Source organism: Pedobacter psychrodurus (assembly GCF_032678585.1).
Classification (GTDB): domain Bacteria; phylum Bacteroidota; class Bacteroidia; order Sphingobacteriales; family Sphingobacteriaceae; genus Pedobacter; species Pedobacter psychrodurus_A.
Window position 1 is genome coordinate 33,143 of the sequence record NZ_JAVTSN010000050.1, and the last position, 17,742, is coordinate 50,884.

The window sequence follows — 17,742 nt, forward strand, 5'->3', positions numbered from 1 at the left end:
TAAATTGGTACTTTGAATTTAAACATTAAATACCTAACTTTAGTGGATAGCATTTGCAGTAAGAAAGTACTGGTGAGTGATTCGGTGAGTCAATTACCATAAGTGTCTTTTAAACCACATAGAGCAAGATTTTAAGCTGGGGTTCAGTTCCCCCACTCTCCGCCGAGGTATCAAAACCTAGATCAAGCCTGAAACCGAAAGATTTCAGGCTTTTTTCATTTCTAAAACTTTCATTCTCTGAACACTTCTTATACGCTTATAGATTATATTCGCTAAAATATTTAAACCGAAACGCCTCATTTTTATGAAAACACCTGTAACTTTTCTTATCCTGTCGCTCCTGATGATGGCAGATATTGATGCACAAACAACCATCACTTTAGATGCAAATGATAAGGGAAGGGTTTTTGAAGGAATTGGTGCCGTGAGTGCAGGTGCTTCTACCCGTAACCTTTTCGATTACCCTCAAAAGCAACGCTCCGAAGTTCTTGACTTTCTATTCAAACCAAAATTTGGTGCTGGTTTTCAGCACCTCAAAGTCGAAATAGGCAGTGGCGAAAATTCTACCTGTGGCAGTGAGCCTTCTCATGCGGTTACACGCGGGGAAATGCTCGACCCTAAACCTCGGGGTTACGAGTTCTGGTTAATGGCGGAAGCGCGCAAACGCAACCCGAAAGTGATATTGGATTGTCTACCATGGGCTTATCCCAACTGGGTTGGCCATCCCTTTTCCCAGGAGTCTGCAGACTGGATGGTTTCATTTTTGGACGTTGCCCGCAAACATTACGGACTGGAAATCAACTGGATGTCTGCGGCCCAAAATGAAAATGGAACGGACCTGAACTGGATCGCCAAAAGTTTAAGACCTACATTAGATGCCCATGGTTTTTCAAAAGTAAAACTGCAGGCTCCTGATGATGACAGTGAATACTGGCAGGTTTTTGACCACTTTGAGAAAAATAGCGAATTTAATAAGCTCATCAGTGCCGTTGGTTATCATTATCTGGATGGCCGCGAGCCCTGGGAAATCGATCAGAAAGGCAGTCATCCTGCCACAGAGAAAGCAAAACAATCGGGCAAACCGCTATGGGCAAGCGAGGAATGGAGCCAGTCGGGGCAGCAATGGGGCGGAAATGGTTCTTTGTACCTGGCCAGGCTAATGAATAAACTCTATACGCGCGACCGCGTCACAAAATTCGAAATCTGGTCTCCCTTAGATGGTATTTACAACCAGATTGACTGGGCGAGTACTGGAGCAATGCAGGCAGATTCGCCATGGAGTGGTCATTATACGGTATGGTCATCGATATGGGCACTGGCGCATACCACACAATTTGCAGAACCTGGCTGGGTATATATGGATCAGGCTTGCGGGCAGTTCAATACCGATACCTGGCGTGGCAGCCATGTGGCCATGCGGGATCCAAAAACCGGAGACTGGTCGGTAGTTTTCGTAACCGGAGAAAAACAAAAGGTGAAGATTGCAATTGCTAAAGGGCTTAAAAGTGGGCCTGTTTATTTGTGGAAATCTACCGAGAAAGAACAGTTTCTACGCCAAAAACCACTAAAGCTACATCAAAACACACTAGAGCTGGAATTAGAAGCTGATGCAATCTATACCATCACGACTACCACCGGACAAACAAAAGGTACATTTGGCACTCCTCCAGAAAACAAACCCTTCCCATTTCCATATACAGAAGATTTCAGCAGTTATAAGCTTGGTGAAACACCACGGTTTTTTTCGGATCAAAAAGGAACTTTCGAGACCTATCAATATCCCAATGGCGGAATGTGTCTTGCACAGATTGTGCCTGCCCAGGGTATCCTCTGGTATGGCAATTGGTTGCTAAAGCCGCACAGCCTGATCGGTGATGTAAACTGGCAGGATTATGGAATTGAAGGCGATGTTCTAATTGATGGCGGTGAAGTGGAGATAGGTGGCCGCTATGCCGACCGAAATAAACTGGGCCTGCGATTGATTCTCGCACGGGATGGCAGATGGCAGCTCAACTGGCAATACAGCACCCTGGCTTCCGGACAGATTGAATACTTTAACCCTGCCAGCTGGCACCACATGCGCCTGGAAATGAAAGGTGACCAGATTACCGGATTTGTGGATGGTATAAAATTAACCACCGTTACAGACAAATCAAATAGCAAGGGAATGGCTTTTATTGCCAGTTCCTACGATCACAATTTGTTTGACAATATCAGCGTGACTCCAGTTTCTCCCTAATAAACCTTCTAGCGCAAGTCTTTGCGCCCAGGCCTAGGCAAAGGCTTGACTTGTGCTTTCATTAAATATACATATTAATCTCTTCAAAAAATCTCAACTAATTAAGTATTAGAAAGCACAAGTCAGCCAGCCCACATCGTCCTGGCTACTAAGACTTGCGCTAGTGAGGGGGATGACGATACTAATTCAAAATATCTCTTGACATAAACTAACCATTTCGTTATTTTAGTCTTATCATATCCCAATTTTACTGAGCAGCAATTTTTTCTCTTGCGCTCCAACCATTTATCCCAAAATGTATTAACGGGTTTTATACCCATAAATTAATTAGCTATGGCAATAAAAGGCCTGATTAGGGCACCTCCGTGTTTGGGAAAAGCTGTAAGGGCAACAGAAAAACATCTGGAAAAGCATCTTTTTTGTTTAAAAAGGGCAAAAGATCAGGAAAGCTCGCTGCAGTGTGCAGTGCTTCAGCATGAGGGTCATGAAAGCTCCCTGCAATGTGCAGCGGCAAATCATGAGTATCATGAAAGCCTACTGCAGCATGAAGCGACAAATCATGAAGGTCATGATGACTAGCCGCAATGTGCAGCTAGAAATCATTATTAAACAATAAAAAACATTAATCAATCTACTATGATTAACAATTTAGCATTACAAACGCTCAGAAATGGAGAGTATATCCAGTTTATAACCGATACCTTAAATATCGTATCGAAAAACAATCCAGAAAAGCTTAACGTTAGTACACAGTACGAAGCCTTGCGTTTAGCAAAAGATAATGTTGAAAAGCTATTTAAAATCAGTCAGGCCAGTTTGGTAACCGAAGAGTTAGAAGCTATGGATAAACGTAGGGATGATGCCATCACCGGCATCAGTTTGCAGGTGCAAAGTTTATCGTACAGTGCCGATGCGGTAGTGAACAAACATGGTAAAACCCTTTCGGCTCATTTGGCGCTTTTCGGCTCCAGCATAGCAAGAGAAAATTACCAGAGCGAAACCACTATTCTGCGCAATATTGCCAACGACTGGAAGAACAAACCTGAACTGCAGGAAGCGGTAAGCGCTTTAAACCTGGGCAGCTGGCTAACCGAGCTCGAAACGGCCAACAATGAATTTAATCTGGCCTATATCAAAAGGAATGAAGAACTGGCCATGGCACCCACCGAAAAATTAAAGGAACTGCGCAATACGGCGAACAGCCTGTACTACAAACTCCGCACACGGATCAATTCTAACCTCGATATTAACGATGGTGCAGAGCCATGGGCAACCACCGTAAACTTGCTGAACCAGAATATTAGCACGTACACGTTATTGCAAACCCGCCGCACCGCTGGCACTGGCGGTACAGAAGTAACGGGGTAATGATTTTGCGTTTTTGGTTAACTGGTTAATTGTTTAACCGGTTAACTGAAAGCTTCTCCCGCAGATTAAACAGATCATCGCAGATTTTAAAGCAAAATTCAAAGGAGATGAAGCAGCTTCTGAGCATCTGTCATTCTGAGCACAGCGAAGAATCTTTCTCCCTCATATAGCGCAAGTCTTAGCGCCCCAGACCCCTCAGGATGATTAAGCTGTTCTGCGTGAATCAAATTAGATCTGCGGGAACAAATTAAACAAAAAAGTTCTCCCGCGGATCACCGCAGATTTTAAAGTACCCACTCTAGCGCAAGTCTTAGAGTCCAGGCCCAAGTAAAGGCCTGACTTGTGCTTTCATTAAATAAACATTTAAAAGTACAAGTCTACCGGCCCACATCGTCCTAACCACTAAGACTTACGCTAGTGAGTGTACTTTTTCCATAGCTATATTCTGCTGATGTGACGCTTTACTTAACAGGCTCAAATATTTCGACTCTCCCTGAGTTCATGTCATAAACTCCCCCCACAATTAATATTTCACCTTTTGATTCCATTTCCTTCAAAATTGCGCTCCTGTTTCTAATTTCCTGAATAGACAGTTTTACATTTTCATCGCAAACGGCTTCTACGAATAATGGATTTGAAGACACAGTTTCGCCTTTAAAGGTGCTTTTGGCGCTGATCACAGCGGGATTAATTTTTTCGAGCAACTTAGTGATGTTACCCAACTTTACGCCATCAATAGCGGATTTAATGGCACCGCAATATTCGTGGCCCAGTACCAGTACAAGCTTGGCCCCGGAAACTTTGCAGGCATATTCCATGCTTCCCAAAATATCATCATTGATAATATTACCCGCTACCCTGGCCACAAAGAGGTTGCCGATTCCACTGTGAAAAACATCTTCTACCGGCACTCTCGAATCCAGGCACGACAATATAACTGCCTTCGGGTATTGCCCAAGCGAAGCTTTTCTTACCCTTTCTGTGGTATTGCGAATGGTTAGGTTGTCTTTCGTAAAATCGATATTGCCCTGCTTTAAGCGGTTTAACACATCAGCAGGTTTAAGTTTTGACTGTTCTTCTTTTGTTAAAACATCTGAAGTCAGAATATCTTCTGTAGCAATGGTTAGCGTATCTTCCTGATCAATTCCATCATGTTTTATGGTCGAATTGTTTTGCTTGCATGCATTTAGGAGGATGGCTGGAATGATTAGGAAAGCGAAAAAAAAGGTTTTCATATGGGCTTGATATAATGATTAAATTTAGAAAAATATTTAAACATTAAAGCGTTTGGAATTTCCTGTTATCAATTTTGGCGCAATTCTTAGCGCCACCGCCCGCCAAGACTTACATTACGTTTTGTCAGTCTGAGCGTAGTCGAAGACCTTTTTCTGATTAAACATTCATTGTTAACCATATCAGAAATATAAGACCATATAAGCTTATATGTTTCTTAAATGGTTTATATGGTAAAATCCTTCGGCTTCTGCGTGAATCAATTTAAATCTGCGGGAACAAATTAACCAAAAAAGTTCTCCCGCAGATCACACAGATTATCGCAGATTTTAAAGCACCCAATCTAACGCAAGTCTCTGCACCTCTGGCTTAAAACAGGGCTGATATTTGTATACATTACGATTTCCGCCTGCGCGGGATCCGATAGCTATCGGATGACGACCACTCTAGCCGAGCCAAAGGATTAAATTACATTCAGGCACCATCACCCAGCCCAAGAAACCAACGCTTTGAAGTTCATCATTTAAAACACCTCTACGCCTTTGCCGGTAAGGATATAACTGAACAGGCTTTTTTCAATTAAGCTTTGCCAGGCGCCGGAGCAGCTGCCATAACATTCGATTGCTGGCACAAGTCCCTGATGGGTGAAAGTTAATCTGGTCTTATCACCTTCCGGGCTGATCTCAAACACGATCTTCGTATCTACCCACTCCTTTTGATCAGATACAAAACTGATTTCGCTATCGGTAACCAGCCATACTACCTTTTTTCCGGGCAGCGATTCGATTACCTTTTGTCTAGAAAAGTGAACCTCGCCCATTTGATAGGTAAATTCATCGCCCAGTTTTTCGGTGTCGCCTTTAATTTCTCCTTGCCACCATCCGCTCACATGATTGATATCGTTAAATACTTCTTCCAATGTTTTATTAACCAGGATTGATGTGCTATAATCTTTTTGTTGTTCCATTTTATTTCAATTAAATGTATAATCGGTTTTTCCCAATGCGGGTTACTAAACGAGAGGCATATGTTTATCCATTATTTATCTGGCAAGCCCCATTTTTTAACGAGTTCGGCGTTAAGGCCACCTTCTTTTCCATTAGGTTTTCCCGTTCCGGTTTCAATGTAGTTTTTCAGGCTACCCTGGATGTAGCTGGTCCAGGCATCCTGGCAAACCTGGTAACATTCGTATTCGGGCACCAAACCCTGATGGGTAAATACGATTTTGGTGTGGTTACCTTCCGGACTTAACTCAAAAATCAGTTTGGTACCTACCCATTCTGTTTTATCTTTCACGAAATTGAACTGGTTATCGATCACCAGGTATACGAGTTTTTGATCGGAAATCTTTTCGATGAGTTTCAGTTTGCACAAATGCACATCCTTATAATGGTAAAAAAAGGATTCGTTAAGTACATCGCTTGTGCCCTGAATTTCTTCCGACCACCAGCCCCTGAAATTTTGGATGGCCTTAAATGCGGTTTTCGGATTTTTGTTTACCACAATCTGTGTGGTGTAGTCTTTGTTTTTCATGGTCGTTTTTTTTATGTTGATTGAATCTGTTAATTCTTGTGGTTGGGCAGGCATTCCTGTCGGGCTTTGGCAGCTGAGTAGTGCGGTTAATAGAAAAGGTACAATCATGATTTTCATTTTTAGGTTTTAAGTGTTTCAGCTGAACCCGAAGGCTCTGTGTTCTTACTGATATACAAAGTAATAGAGAAATTGACAATCCATTAGGGTGTTAAATGGACAATATAGCGGGTTGATTTGGACAACGATATCTCTTATCTTTGGATAAAAATAACGGCCATGAAACACCTGACGATCATAGTACCCAACGGAGAGAACAATTTGAGCAGCATTACAGGAACCTACGAGATTTTTTCGAGGGCAAACTTGTACTGGAAAAATACAGGAAAACAGGAGCTGTTTAGCATCCAACTGGCCGGGGTATCACCACAGGTAGATTTTAATTCTGGTCTGTTTTCGGTTAAACCACACACTACGATTGCTGCAATCGCTAAAACTAACTTAATTATTGTACCCTCACTCAACCACAACTATGAACTTGCGCTGAAGGGAAATGATGCCTTAGTTACCTGGTTGCAGCAACAACATCAACTTGGTGCTGAAATCGCTACCATATGTACTGGTACATTTTTGCTTGCAGCATCGGGCTTGTTAGATGGAAGAGTTTGTTCTACACACTGGTCGGTCGCTGAAAATTTTCGACTGATGTTCCCGAAAGTACATTTGCAAACTGATCTTCTGATTACCGATGAAAAGGGAATTTATACCAATGGCGGTGCTTATTCCTTTTTAAACCTGATCTTATACCTGATCGAAAAATATTACGACCGGCAAACAGCAATCTATTGTTCTAAAGTCTTCCAGATTGAGATAGACCGGAGCACGCAATCGGAGTTCACGATTTTTAACGGTCAGAAAAAACATGAGGACGAAGTTGTAAAACAGGCCCAGAACTATATTGAGAACAACCTGGAAGAAAAAATTACAATTGGCGACCTCTCTTCAAAATTCAATGTTGGCCGCAGGAATTTCGACAGAAGGTTTATCAAGGCCACCGGAAATACCCCTATTGAATATGCGCAGCGGGTTAAAATAGAGATGGCTAAAAAAGCTTTCGAAACGAGCCGTAAAACAATTAATGAAGTGATGTACGAGGTAGGTTATGCAGACATAAAAGCATTTCGTGAAGTATTTAGGAAATATACCGGTTTATCGCCTTTAGATTACAGGGGGAAATATAATAAAGAGAGTAGTTGGTTCATTAGTCATTAGTTCATTGATCCATTGGTTCATTGGTCATTGGTTCACTGGGTTAACTGTTTAAATTGGTTAATCGGTTAACTGAGCCCATTCTAGCGCAAGTCTTAGCGCCATGGCTCAAGCGAAGGCCTGACTTGTGCTTTAAGGTAGTTTCAACCACGAAGACTGGCGCAAGTCTTAGCGCCATGGCTCAAGCGAAGGCCTGACTTGTGCTTTAAAATAGTTTCAACCACGAAGACTGGCTCCAGAAAGCAACTTTTATATCCGAGTAAACTCAACAAATAAGTTTATACCCCACTCCCCTTAAACTGATGATCTGTATTTCAGGTTCGCTTTTTAAGAGTTTGCGCAGGTGTGCCATAAAAACATCCATACTGCGGCCGTTGTAAAAACTGTCTTCTCCCCATATTTTAATCAAAGCATCCTCCCGTTCCAAAATGCTATTGCGGTTTTTTAATAACAATTCGAGCAAAATGGCTTCCTTATAAGAAAGTGAATATTCGCCTGCAGAAGTTTTTAATTTCTGGGCAACCGGATCCAGTTCACAGTTTCTAAACTGGTATTTTCTAATGGCCTCATTCTCCCCTTTGTTGGCCGGGCCAAACCGCTCTAAAAGTGATTCCATCCGCACCAGCAGCTCATCAATACTAAAGGGTTTTTTAAGATAGTCGTTGCCTCCGTTTTTAAATCCCATCACCACATCTTCGGTAAGGGCTTTTGCACTCAAAAAGATAATCGGGATATTGGGATCTGATTTCCGGATTTCAGCTGCCAGGGTATAACCGTCTTTTTCCGGCATCATGATATCGAGCACACAGATATCAGGTTTTTCTGTTACAAATTGTTTCCAGGCAAACTGTCCATCCGCAGCAAGATTCACCGTGTAACCACTGCTGGTTAAACCATCGAGTACAATGCGCGCCAAAAAAGGCTCATCTTCTGCATATAAAACCTTAGTTTTCTTCATACAATGGCAAAATGATCATAAAATTACTTCCTTTACCCACTTTACTCTGCAGCGCAACCCGCCCGCCGTGGAGTTCTACCACCTGCTTTACATAATGAAGCCCCAACCCCGAGCCTTTTACATTGTGGATATTATCCTGGTTAAAAATCCTGAAAAAGCGTTCAAAAACCTGTTGCTGGTAAATCTCTTTAATTCCCTGTCCATTATCTTTAAAGCTGATAGTTAATTCGTGGTTAGCAATGCTGCACGATACCTCAATTTTAGATTGCGCTGGCGAATATTTCAATGCATTATCGATCAGGTTGTAACATACGTTAGCGATATGCATCGCATCACCTTTGATAAAATAGGGTTCGTCATTAGGTATAAGTATCAACTGTGAATTTTTCTCGCGCACCTGAATATCCATAGAAAGCATTACCTGTTTTAGTACGGATTGAATATCGAAGAGACTCAACTGCAATTTTGTCTTTCCCAGATCCATCTGTTCCTGCTTAAGCACCTTTTCAATCATCGCCTGCAAACGTTGCAATTCGTGACGGCTTATATTAACGTAATTCTCCAGCTTTTCAGGCTCATCAATTAAATGATACTTGCTGATCGATTCGAGGGCAACAGCAATCGTGGAGATCGGGGTTTGCAGTTCATGCGTCATATTGCTGGTAAAGCTCATTCTCGCCTGTGCATAAAGCTGTTGGTTTTTCATCAGCCTGATGAGCAGGTAGAATGCCGCAGCGGTAAGCCCCAGCATCAGGAACGACGAAATGAGGTAATACCGCATCTGATAGACGATTAACCAGGTAACCGTTGGGATCACGAGCTGATACCTGTTCTGAAACTTTAGGTTATAGGTATATTTCCCACTAAGGAAAGCAGATGAGGATTTAGCAACTGCTTTTCCCTGGACCAGTTTTCCATCAGAATAGTCGTAAAGCAGATAATTTCTAGCGATATGCAAACCAAGGCGATCCAGCCCTCGGTTCACCAAACTATCCATTACTTTCAGGTCGCGCTGATCTTGCAGTGAAACTTCGCGCTGCGATTTTCCATCGGTAACAGCCGTAGAGCTATGGTTGATTTTCTTTTTTGGATCGTTCAGGAACGACATTCTCATTTCCACCACCGAACTGTCATTGGTAATTCCATAATGAAACTGGCTCCGCAGGTTATCCACTTTTAATTCATCAAATGCCTGCCTCAGCGATAGCCACTCTGGCGAAAGGAAAAACTGCTGAAAACGGATGCTCTTCTCATGTCCTTTCGCAATGCTCTGATAGGTGATGCGCCGCGAAGCATCACTCACGATAGATTCGAGTGCTATAGCAACAGATTTCTTTTGTGCCAGATACAATTGCCTTATCCATGCACACTGCAGGCATAAGCTAATGATCAGTGTGATCACCGCCAGGGGAAGTACATATCTGGAGCTAAGCCATTTCATCCCTCTAAATTGAGCAAATCATTTTGTCTATGAAAGTTTAGGCAAAAGATTTAACCCTATTTAACCGAGCTTAACTTTGCTTTACATGCAAAGCATTTAGTTTTGAAACATGAAAAAGTTAATCCTACTCCTTCTTTTCTGTTCGCCATTAATCACTTTAGCGCAATTGCGTAAAGGTTTGGTAACTGATAAAACCGGCCAACCCATTGATGGCGTAAGCATTAGTCTGCACCATGCCGACTCGACCTTAACCTCCCAGAATTCAAAAAACGGACTGTTCAGTTTCCAGCAGCCTTTCAAAGGCCATTACCTTTTAAAGGCTACTGCTGTTGGATTTCAAAGCACGACTAAAGGAGTAGATCTTCCAATGGATTCAATTGTGATCGTAATGATCAGTGATGAAAAAACCCTGGATCAGGTAACGGTATCGGCCTCAAAACCGCTGATCGTGAGGAAAATCGACAGGGTAATTTTCAATGTCGAAAATAGCATTGTTGCCAGTGGTGCAACGGTTTGGGATGCATTGGGTAAAGCACCAGGTGTACAAACACGTTTTGATGGCGGGGTAACGGCAAACAATAAGGGAGTGGTGATTTATATGGACGATAAACCCATCAGGTTATCGGGAGAAGACCTGGCCGCTTACCTCCGTAGTTTACCTTCGGATAATATTGCCAAAATAGAAATTATTGCCAATCCCACTGCGCGATATGATGCCCAGGGCGGTGCAGTAATCAATATTATTTCTAAAAAACCAAAAGGTGATGGCTTTAATATGGTACTTTCTGGTGCTTATACCCAATCTACCTATGGCAGTTACAATCCAAGTATGGTATTCAATTACCGGAAAGACAAATTGAATGTATATGGCAGTTATGGTTACAGCAGACGTAAAAAAGACCACACGGAAAGTGAATACGTCATTTTCGATTCGCCTGGAAACTATGCCGACTGGAGGAATGATAAATCAGGATTACGCTCGGGGAATGCCAATAGCTATAAAATCGGCGCAGATTACAACCTGACCGATAAACAGGTAATCGGTATTTTGGTAAACGGCTACAATGGCAATAACAGCAGGCCGAATAAGGTGATAACCACCATCGTGAATAACCATGCGTTATTACCGGATTCTATCCTCCACACCCAAAATCTTTCTAGCGGAAGTGCATATCAATATAGCTTTAACCTGAATTACAAAATCAAACTGGATACTAGTGGCAGGAATATTAACATCGATATGGATTATGTGCCCTACCAGAACAAAAACAGTCAGCAGGTAGATACTTACGGCACATTGAGCAACGGGAGTTTACTTCCCGACAATTACAACATCTTTACTCCATCTAACCAGAATATTGATATTTACTCAGGCAAACTGGATTATACCGATAAGTTCTGGAAGAAATGGACATTTGAATCGGGTCTAAAGTACAGCAGTATCCGTACAAGCAACAGTTTTGATTTTTATAATCATCCGGCTACCGGTATCGAATTTGTAGCCAACCGCAGCGACCGCTTTGAATATGCCGAAAATATAACGGCCGCTTATGCCAGTATTACTGGCGATGTTGGCAAATGGAGTTTTGAAGGTGGCTTGCGTGCCGAATATACCCGAACCAATGGCCAGTCGATGGTGTTAAACACCAACAATCAAAACAACTATTTCAAACTTTTTCCAACGCTTTTTGTGCTTTATAAAATGAATAAAGACAATGAAATAAATTTCACTTATAATTCAAGGATCAACAGACCTGAGTACTGGAGGCTTAACCCTTTTAAATCTTACACCAGCCCCTACACATACCTGGAAGGAAACCCGGCATTACAGCCTGCCTTTATATATAATGGCGAACTGGGCTATACCTATAAACAACAATACAATATTTCATTCTATTTAAGACGGGTGGTTAACTATTTCAGCAATATCTCTGTACAAGAAAATACGTCAAAACTCTTTTATGATACCCAAAGAAATCTCGATTTAAGTCAGGAATTGGGTTTCTCAGCTTCCTTTCCTATCAAGCCAGCTTCGTGGTGGGAGATCAATAATTACGCACAGGGCTCTTATCGCCAGGAAAAGTCGGGATATTTACAGGCCCGTTATGATTATCATGTTTTGGGCATTTACCTCAGTTCGAACCATGCGTTTACCCTGAACAAAACACATGGACTGAAAGCAGAAATTAGCGCATGGTACTCTTCCCCTACCATACAGGGTATTTATAAACTTGCACAGCTTTATGATGTAAGCGCTGGTGCGAGCAAGAGTTTGTTTAAAGGCAAAGGCACTTTAAGGTTGGCGGTAAACGATATATTTTACGGAAATGCCTACCGCATTGATGTTGATTATGAAAATCAACGTAATGGATTTTACGAGAAAAACGATACACGCAGTGCAACGCTAAGTTTCTCGTATCGGTTAGGCGGTAATCCAACAGCAGCCAGAAAAAGAACTTCGGCCAGTGAGGAGGAAAAGAAACGCACGCAATAGGCGCTAATTTTATTAAGGGCAAAGCGCAGTTCGGCTTACAATACCATAATATCTATCGCCACCAGACCGCAAACACTCATCGCAATCTCGAACAGCACTTCATCGCTAACATCAACCTTTGTATTCAAATTTGTCAAATTAAATATTATTTCCTGCTCGTTCTCATCCTCAATCAGGCCATGTCCGCGGGCTGGATCTACACTCAGTATTTTTCCTTTTCTCATTTATATCATTATCATGTTATCACTATTCATTTAATATTACATCGCAAAAACGATTCATTATTTTATCATATCATTTAAATCATACGATGCCTTCCTGAAATTATTGATTTTGAGCACAAGGCCTACACCATCGATGCGCTCATTGGTGTACAAATTCCCCTTCGGAAATACCTGCGACCTGGGTAAACGTTGTTTAGGTAACGATAGAAGACACCAGTTTGGTTTTAAAATTTGCATTGATGGTGGAAATCAATAATTTTCGCCCGCCCAACCGATATGCGGCATTGATTTTCTGATTGCCATAACCTTTGATGTATACATAGGTATCCCGCAAGATGGAAGTCAACTTAACTTCTTTATTCTTTACAGTGATCACCATAATCAGGTCTGCATTGCCCCTTTTATTTTCCTCTCTCGAATCTGAACCAATCAGCAGAATCTGCTGGGCATAAAGCGAATTTGCACATACAATCAGCAGCAATATCAAGAAACATTTGGATTTGATTTTCATTGCAGTAGTGTATAACATAGGTAGATATATTTAATACTTAGATCGTTAGTAAATAAAGGACAAAACTACCACGAGGCTTTCAGCTTCCATATAGCCTTTTTTCGCTATTCATTAAATTGTGTTTTAACACAATACGCTTCATAAGAGATAATTCGCTGTTATTTACGGATGACCATACTACAGTGATCAGCCTTCGGGTATATTTTTGACCAAGCCTTATCAGTATTGGCTAAAACAAACCACCCAAAAAGGCTATAGATCGATTACGCTGCTTTAGCTAAGTTTGTCGAAATGGCATTAACATCAATTATTACCGTAAACTATAATCAGCCAGGCGTTACCCTGGATATTTTGAATTCCATCAAACAAAATTGCGCTGCCGACGAAATCGAGGTCATCATGATTGATAATGCCAGTGAGGTAGATCATGAAATCCGGTTCAAGGCCAGTTATCCCGGATTAAAATACATCCGTTCGGAAATAAATTTGGGATTCGCAGGCGGCAACAACCTGGGCATACAACAAGCTACCGGCGACTACATTCTGATGATCAACAACGATACTGAACTCATCCCTGGATTTATAGCGCAGCTTATCGCAGAAATGCATGCCCATCCGGAAATCGGCATCCTTTCCCCTTTAATCCTTTATCATGACGATCCGGATATTATCCAATACTCCGGCTATACGCCGATAAATCTGATTACTGCAAGAAATAAAACCATTGGATTGGGAGATTTACATAAAAACCAATATGCAAATACCAGCCATGAAACAGCTTAATGCCATGGCGCTGCAATGATGTGCAGAAAAACAGATATCGATCGTATCGAGATGATGCCAGCGTTATATTTCCTGTATTACGAGGAGTTAGACTGGTGTGAAATGTTTAAGCGTGCGGGTAAAAAAATCTGGTTTACCGGAAAAACACATATCCTCCACAAGGAATCGATGAGTGTAGGTAAGAGAAAATAGCACTGAAGAGCTTAAGCGAAAGATCCGGATTGCCGCAGGTGGAATCCAGTCGATTCTTTGGCTTAAAGTTGCCGCCAACCATTTTCGCTATCCGGTTTTAAACTTTCAGTATCTATCGCACCGGGTATTGAGATGGACCATCACTCCTTTTCTTTAGTGTTGGACCTATTGGCAAATATTTTGGATTGTATCCCAGCAAGGCGATGCATTTTATTCACTCTTGTTGACTGCAAAATGCATCTTTTATACCTTGGCATTACTCGGGCTTCTGATGGAAAGGAAAATCATCAGAATCAAACCACTTTTTATCCCCTATTATTTTTGTATGATGAACTACGCCATTGCGGCAGGGATCGTTAGATATATCAACCAGAACCAGAGCGCGGCATGTGAACGCTCCAGCGAAAAAGTGCCTGATCGGATGCTGGAGACAAAATCTTTTGGTATTAAAGGGCAATTTCTTAAAACTGCCTTGAATCTTATTTTAGTAACAGTTGAAAACAGTTGTATCATTTAAAAATTAAACCCTATTAACCATAAAAAACAGGAAAATTGCAGTTATCAGCACGGGTTGGTATTGTGATAATGCTGATTAACATATTGATTTAATGCCCATAATGCAAATTTTAAACACCATCCTTCATCCGAAAGGTGATGTTTAAAAAAATCGTGCGGTGATTTATGAAGATCATAAAAGTGAAGCACCCACAAATAGTATCATATAGCCCTTTACAGCCATTAGGTGATTGGACTTGAGTTATTTTAAGGCCATAAGTAAAATAATAGGTTTCATATTCTACCTACTAATGATTTTGCACAAAAAATATACAGAAACTAAAAGGTTTTTAGAAAAGTGACCTCTAACAATTAGCCTGAATTTACTCTAGAAAGATTAAAACCAAGATTTGAAGAGATATACTTCTGTTAATTACCCGGAGCACTTCCCAGAAATAATTACCATTTACATCACGCCCACCCATTATGCGGACCTCGTAAGCTTTTCCCGTATAGCTGGTTGAAATTTCGAGAAAGTCGTTCTTTATATCTAAAGGCTTAAGGGCTACCTTCAAGCGCTTTAAAATCATATTTTTAAAAATGTCGATTCAGAATTAGTAAACATAGATTCGTAAGGATAGTTGATTAAAGCTTGTGCTTTTTCAACTTTTATGCGATATACGATATTTAATGTCAATGCAATAAACAAACCGCTATTTTTTTTGACTATTTTTAACTTTGTAATAGTTAAAGCCAATATCAGCTATTTTTTTTACGAAAAACGGAAAAATTAAAAAAAACATCCAAAGACTATATATAACTTAAACTACATAAATTTCCTGGATAAAACTCCCTTCCAAACAGATATTTAGATAGGGCAATCATTTAGAACATAGGCGTCCACGCCTACTCCCCACTACAGGAATGCTTTAGGGTCCTTCTTTCTTTAGCAAATTAAGGCTTATAAGGTCAGCCCGAAACAGCACTTCGAAAAGCTTTAAGACTCACAACTTTCTGAGATTTAAAAAACTTATTCAAATGACTCTCGTCGGTAAAGCTTAATTCTGGCAATTTCATTGATCCGCATGTTACTGAAACTAAATGTGCCTCGATGAGTTTTATCCTCAAGTTGGCAATGTATTGCTGTAATGTTTCATTGGTGTGTTTTTTAAAATACTTATCAAAATAATTTTCAGAAATACCAAATTCATCACTTAATTTTTCAGCCCTTAATTTTTCCGGATGATAAATATTGGCCTATATATAATTTAGCAGTGTCAATGTTTTTTCTTCGGCATCTTATTTTACAGCCACTAGCACATACTTGGCGATATTGCGGGCTACTACTACAATAATCGTATCAATCATTTTAGTGATCAATTCTTTATTGTAAAGATCGTGGTTTAAGTGCTCTGCAAACACTGCTTCAATAAGCGAGTTAATAAAAGGCTTATCTGATTGGTTTTTTAGGATGCAACCTGCTTGGTGACTGGCATTTTGCAGAATATACTCCATACGTTGTGCATCATCAGTACGAAAGTCTTTCGATCGGATATATACATTTCCAAAGCGCAGAAAGGAAAAATTCTGTAGTGGTTTCGATTTCAAATGAATGGCAATCTTCTGGTGTAATCAAAAACATATGCCCCACACGATAATCGAATTTATTTGTTATTGATACATTGTTTCCCTGTACCCGATAAAATATAAACCAGCTCGAAAGACAAATGTTTATGGCCTTCTTTTAAGCATTCATACAGTTTTTGACAAACAATTTCAAAAGGTTCGTATAAAGTTTCTCTATTCATCACGTGTTAAACTGTAGCGCAAATTTACCAATTAAAAGCAAATTTATACTGAATAAACAAACAATATCAGTTTATATTTGCTGTATAAAAATTATAATAACTTTACAGCTAAAAATAAAAACACATGAAAGCCATAGGATTTAAAACATCGCTCCCAATAACAGAAGACGAAAGTTTTATCGAATTTGATACACCTATTCCAACACCGCAGGGCCGGGATATCTTAGTTAAAATAAAAGCCATTAGTGTAAACCCGGTCGACTATAAAATCCGCCAGAACAGTGCTAAAGATACCGTGCTCGAAAGTCCAAAAGTAATCGGTTGGGATGCAAGTGGAACAGTGGAAGCTGTTGGTGAAGCTGTTACGCTTTTCAAAGTAGGCGATGCCGTGTATTATGCTGGCGACCTTACACGAAGTGGTTCAAATACCGAATACCAGTTGATTGATGAACGTATTGTTGGCTTAAAACCAACCAAACTTAGTGATACCGGGGCTGCTGCAATGCCGCTAACCGCACTTACCGCATGGGAATCACTTTATGACCGTATGCGTATAAGCAGTGAGAAAGATGAAGGAAAAAGCATTCTGATTATTGGAGGTGCTGGTGGTGTAGGTTCGATAGCCATACAACTTGCCAAAAAAGTAAGCGGACTAAAGGTAATTACAACGGCTTCGCGTGCCGAAACAAAAGAATGGTGCAAAGCCATGGGTGCTGATGCGGTGGTAGATCATAAAAACCTGATCGAAGAAGTACGGGCGGCAGGTTATCAGGAAGTAGACTTTATTCTGGATTTTGTAGACCTGAATGGCTATTGGGATGCCATAGTAGAATTGATTAAACCACAGGGGCACATTGCTTCCATTACCGGTTCAGCCACACCTATCGCATTGAATAAACTAAAAAATAAAAGCGCTACCTTTTCTTGGGAACTGATGTATACCCGCTCGATGTATCAAACTGATGATATGGAAGAACAACACCGTATTTTAAATAAACTGGCAGCACTATTCGATGATGACACACTTAAAACAACATTAAATACCACATTGAAAGGATTTACGGCTGAAAATTTAAAAGAAGCGCACCGCTTATTGGAAAGTGGTAAAACCATTGGTAAGGTGGTAATCGAATATTAAAAATTTAATGGCGATAATATTCAGCAATGGATATTAAATGATATAATAAAATTATGTTG

The 17,742-nt window shown here is 40.7% G+C and carries 19 protein-coding genes; 9 read left to right on the plus strand and 10 right to left on the minus strand.

The genetic code is table 11. From position 1 onward, the window contains the following. Positions 1-304 precede the first annotated feature (304 nt). From R2S57_RS25225 to R2S57_RS25235, 3 genes are all read left to right on the plus strand, one after another. The gene (locus R2S57_RS25225; protein ID WP_316847693.1) at positions 305-2,239 is read left to right on the plus strand and encodes a hypothetical protein; all 1,935 of its coding nucleotides are present in this window, start codon (positions 305-307) and stop codon (positions 2,237-2,239) included. 333 nt (positions 2,240-2,572) lie between these two features. After that, a complete protein-coding gene (locus R2S57_RS25230; RefSeq protein WP_316847694.1) occupies positions 2,573-2,818 on the plus strand; it encodes a hypothetical protein in 246 nt (81 codons plus the stop codon). Between the two features lie 57 nt (positions 2,819-2,875). Continuing rightward, a complete protein-coding gene (locus R2S57_RS25235; RefSeq protein ID WP_316847695.1) occupies positions 2,876-3,607 on the plus strand; it encodes a DUF6261 family protein in 732 nt (243 codons plus the stop codon). A 461-nt stretch (positions 3,608-4,068) separates the two neighbouring features. Here R2S57_RS25235 and R2S57_RS25240 read toward each other — a convergent pair whose 3' ends face one another. From R2S57_RS25240 to R2S57_RS25250, 3 genes are all read right to left on the minus strand, one after another. Beyond that, a complete protein-coding gene (locus R2S57_RS25240) occupies positions 4,069-4,842 on the minus strand; it encodes a carbonic anhydrase family protein (protein ID WP_316847696.1) in 774 nt (257 codons plus the stop codon). A gap of 521 nt (positions 4,843-5,363) precedes the next feature. Continuing rightward, positions 5,364-5,807 carry an SRPBCC domain-containing protein gene (locus R2S57_RS25245; RefSeq protein WP_316847697.1) on the minus strand — a complete coding sequence of 148 codons (444 nt, stop codon included), beginning with the start codon at positions 5,805-5,807 and terminating at the stop codon, positions 5,364-5,366. Between the two features lie 71 nt (positions 5,808-5,878). Next, entirely contained in the window at positions 5,879-6,373 is a 495-nt protein-coding gene (locus R2S57_RS25250; RefSeq protein ID WP_316847698.1) for an SRPBCC domain-containing protein, read from the minus strand. 276 nt (positions 6,374-6,649) lie between these two features. Between R2S57_RS25250 and R2S57_RS25255 the strand changes: the two genes are divergently transcribed. Beyond that, positions 6,650-7,642 (plus strand): GlxA family transcriptional regulator, encoded by a 993-nt coding sequence (locus R2S57_RS25255; protein WP_316847699.1) that lies wholly within the window; start codon positions 6,650-6,652, stop codon positions 7,640-7,642. Positions 7,643-7,904: 262 nt separating this feature from the next. Here the strand turns inward: R2S57_RS25255 and R2S57_RS25260 are convergent, their stop codons facing one another. Both R2S57_RS25260 and R2S57_RS25265 read right to left on the minus strand, forming a co-directional pair. Further along, positions 7,905-8,597, minus strand: a complete 693-nt coding sequence (locus R2S57_RS25260) for a response regulator transcription factor (RefSeq protein ID WP_316847700.1) — start codon at positions 8,595-8,597, stop codon at positions 7,905-7,907. Continuing rightward, complete coding sequence (locus R2S57_RS25265; RefSeq protein ID WP_316847701.1) at positions 8,584-10,038, minus strand: HAMP domain-containing sensor histidine kinase; 1,455 nt, start codon at positions 10,036-10,038, stop codon at positions 8,584-8,586. Before R2S57_RS25265 ends, R2S57_RS25260 begins: the two co-directional genes overlap by 14 nt. A 109-nt stretch (positions 10,039-10,147) precedes the next feature. Here R2S57_RS25265 and R2S57_RS25270 point away from each other — a divergent pair, with 109 nt between their 5' ends. After that, complete coding sequence (locus R2S57_RS25270) at positions 10,148-12,532, plus strand: TonB-dependent receptor (protein WP_316847702.1); 2,385 nt, start codon at positions 10,148-10,150, stop codon at positions 12,530-12,532. A gap of 35 nt (positions 12,533-12,567) precedes the next feature. Here R2S57_RS25270 and R2S57_RS25275 read toward each other — a convergent pair whose 3' ends face one another. Next, on the minus strand, positions 12,568-12,756 hold the full coding sequence (locus R2S57_RS25275) for a hypothetical protein (RefSeq protein ID WP_316847703.1): 189 nt from the start codon (positions 12,754-12,756) through the stop codon (positions 12,568-12,570). A 193-nt stretch (positions 12,757-12,949) separates the two neighbouring features. Next, a complete protein-coding gene (locus R2S57_RS25280) occupies positions 12,950-13,267 on the minus strand; it encodes an LCP family protein (protein WP_316847704.1) in 318 nt (105 codons plus the stop codon). Positions 13,268-13,558: 291 nt separating this feature from the next. On the opposite strand from R2S57_RS25280, the gene R2S57_RS25285 reads away from it, so the two are divergent. The 3 genes from R2S57_RS25285 to R2S57_RS25295 all read left to right on the plus strand — a co-directional run bounded on the left by R2S57_RS25285 (position 13,559) and on the right by R2S57_RS25295 (position 14,759). After that, complete coding sequence (locus R2S57_RS25285; RefSeq protein ID WP_316847705.1) at positions 13,559-14,050, plus strand: glycosyltransferase; 492 nt, start codon at positions 13,559-13,561, stop codon at positions 14,048-14,050. Between the two features lie 15 nt (positions 14,051-14,065). Continuing rightward, the gene (locus R2S57_RS25290) at positions 14,066-14,242 is read left to right on the plus strand and encodes a hypothetical protein (RefSeq protein WP_316847706.1); all 177 of its coding nucleotides are present in this window, start codon (positions 14,066-14,068) and stop codon (positions 14,240-14,242) included. Between the two features lie 271 nt (positions 14,243-14,513). Then, positions 14,514-14,759, plus strand: coding sequence for a hypothetical protein (locus tag R2S57_RS25295; protein ID WP_316847707.1), 246 nt, complete (start codon positions 14,514-14,516; stop codon positions 14,757-14,759). 361 nt (positions 14,760-15,120) lie between these two features. On the opposite strand, the gene R2S57_RS25300 is transcribed toward R2S57_RS25295, so the two are convergent. The 3 genes from R2S57_RS25300 to R2S57_RS25305 form a co-directional block, all read right to left on the minus strand. Continuing rightward, complete coding sequence (locus R2S57_RS25300; protein WP_316847708.1) at positions 15,121-15,327, minus strand: hypothetical protein; 207 nt, start codon at positions 15,325-15,327, stop codon at positions 15,121-15,123. Positions 15,328-15,706: 379 nt separating this feature from the next. Further along, positions 15,707-15,988 (minus strand): helix-turn-helix domain-containing protein, encoded by a 282-nt coding sequence (locus tag R2S57_RS30605; RefSeq protein WP_410479112.1) that lies wholly within the window; start codon positions 15,986-15,988, stop codon positions 15,707-15,709. A gap of 48 nt (positions 15,989-16,036) precedes the next feature. Further along, positions 16,037-16,345 carry a hypothetical protein gene (locus R2S57_RS25305; protein WP_316847709.1) on the minus strand — a complete coding sequence of 103 codons (309 nt, stop codon included), beginning with the start codon at positions 16,343-16,345 and terminating at the stop codon, positions 16,037-16,039. Positions 16,346-16,669: 324 nt separating this feature from the next. On the opposite strand from R2S57_RS25305, the gene R2S57_RS25310 reads away from it, so the two are divergent. After that, positions 16,670-17,683: a zinc-binding alcohol dehydrogenase family protein gene (locus R2S57_RS25310; protein ID WP_316847710.1), complete on the plus strand. Its 1,014-nt coding sequence runs from the start codon at positions 16,670-16,672 to the stop codon at positions 17,681-17,683. Positions 17,684-17,742 lie beyond the last annotated feature (59 nt).

Excerpts from the sequence above, each read along its gene's own strand:
- R2S57_RS25270 (WP_316847702.1), top strand. The coding sequence starts at position 10,148 with ATGAAAAAGTTAATCCTACTCCTTCTTTTCTGTTCGCCATTAATCACT.
- R2S57_RS25300 (WP_316847708.1), bottom strand. The coding sequence starts at position 15,327 with ATGATTTTAAAGCGCTTGAAGGTAGCCCTTAAGCCTTTAGATATAAAG.
- R2S57_RS25285 (WP_316847705.1), top strand. The coding sequence starts at position 13,559 with ATGGCATTAACATCAATTATTACCGTAAACTATAATCAGCCAGGCGTT.
- R2S57_RS25265 (WP_316847701.1), bottom strand. The coding sequence starts at position 10,038 with ATGAAATGGCTTAGCTCCAGATATGTACTTCCCCTGGCGGTGATCACA.
- R2S57_RS25240 (WP_316847696.1), bottom strand. The coding sequence starts at position 4,842 with ATGAAAACCTTTTTTTTCGCTTTCCTAATCATTCCAGCCATCCTCCTA.
- R2S57_RS25275 (WP_316847703.1), bottom strand. The coding sequence starts at position 12,756 with ATGAGAAAAGGAAAAATACTGAGTGTAGATCCAGCCCGCGGACATGGC.
- R2S57_RS25245 (WP_316847697.1), bottom strand. The coding sequence starts at position 5,807 with ATGGAACAACAAAAAGATTATAGCACATCAATCCTGGTTAATAAAACA.
- R2S57_RS25225 (WP_316847693.1), top strand. The coding sequence starts at position 305 with ATGAAAACACCTGTAACTTTTCTTATCCTGTCGCTCCTGATGATGGCA.
- R2S57_RS25310 (WP_316847710.1), top strand. The coding sequence starts at position 16,670 with ATGAAAGCCATAGGATTTAAAACATCGCTCCCAATAACAGAAGACGAA.
- R2S57_RS25295 (WP_316847707.1), top strand. The coding sequence starts at position 14,514 with ATGGAAAGGAAAATCATCAGAATCAAACCACTTTTTATCCCCTATTAT.
- R2S57_RS25230 (WP_316847694.1), top strand. The coding sequence starts at position 2,573 with ATGGCAATAAAAGGCCTGATTAGGGCACCTCCGTGTTTGGGAAAAGCT.
- R2S57_RS25235 (WP_316847695.1), top strand. The coding sequence starts at position 2,876 with ATGATTAACAATTTAGCATTACAAACGCTCAGAAATGGAGAGTATATC.
- R2S57_RS25255 (WP_316847699.1), top strand. The coding sequence starts at position 6,650 with ATGAAACACCTGACGATCATAGTACCCAACGGAGAGAACAATTTGAGC.
- R2S57_RS25280 (WP_316847704.1), bottom strand. The coding sequence starts at position 13,267 with ATGAAAATCAAATCCAAATGTTTCTTGATATTGCTGCTGATTGTATGT.
- R2S57_RS25260 (WP_316847700.1), bottom strand. The coding sequence starts at position 8,597 with ATGAAGAAAACTAAGGTTTTATATGCAGAAGATGAGCCTTTTTTGGCG.
- R2S57_RS25250 (WP_316847698.1), bottom strand. The coding sequence starts at position 6,373 with ATGAAAAACAAAGACTACACCACACAGATTGTGGTAAACAAAAATCCG.
- R2S57_RS25290 (WP_316847706.1), top strand. The coding sequence starts at position 14,066 with ATGATGTGCAGAAAAACAGATATCGATCGTATCGAGATGATGCCAGCG.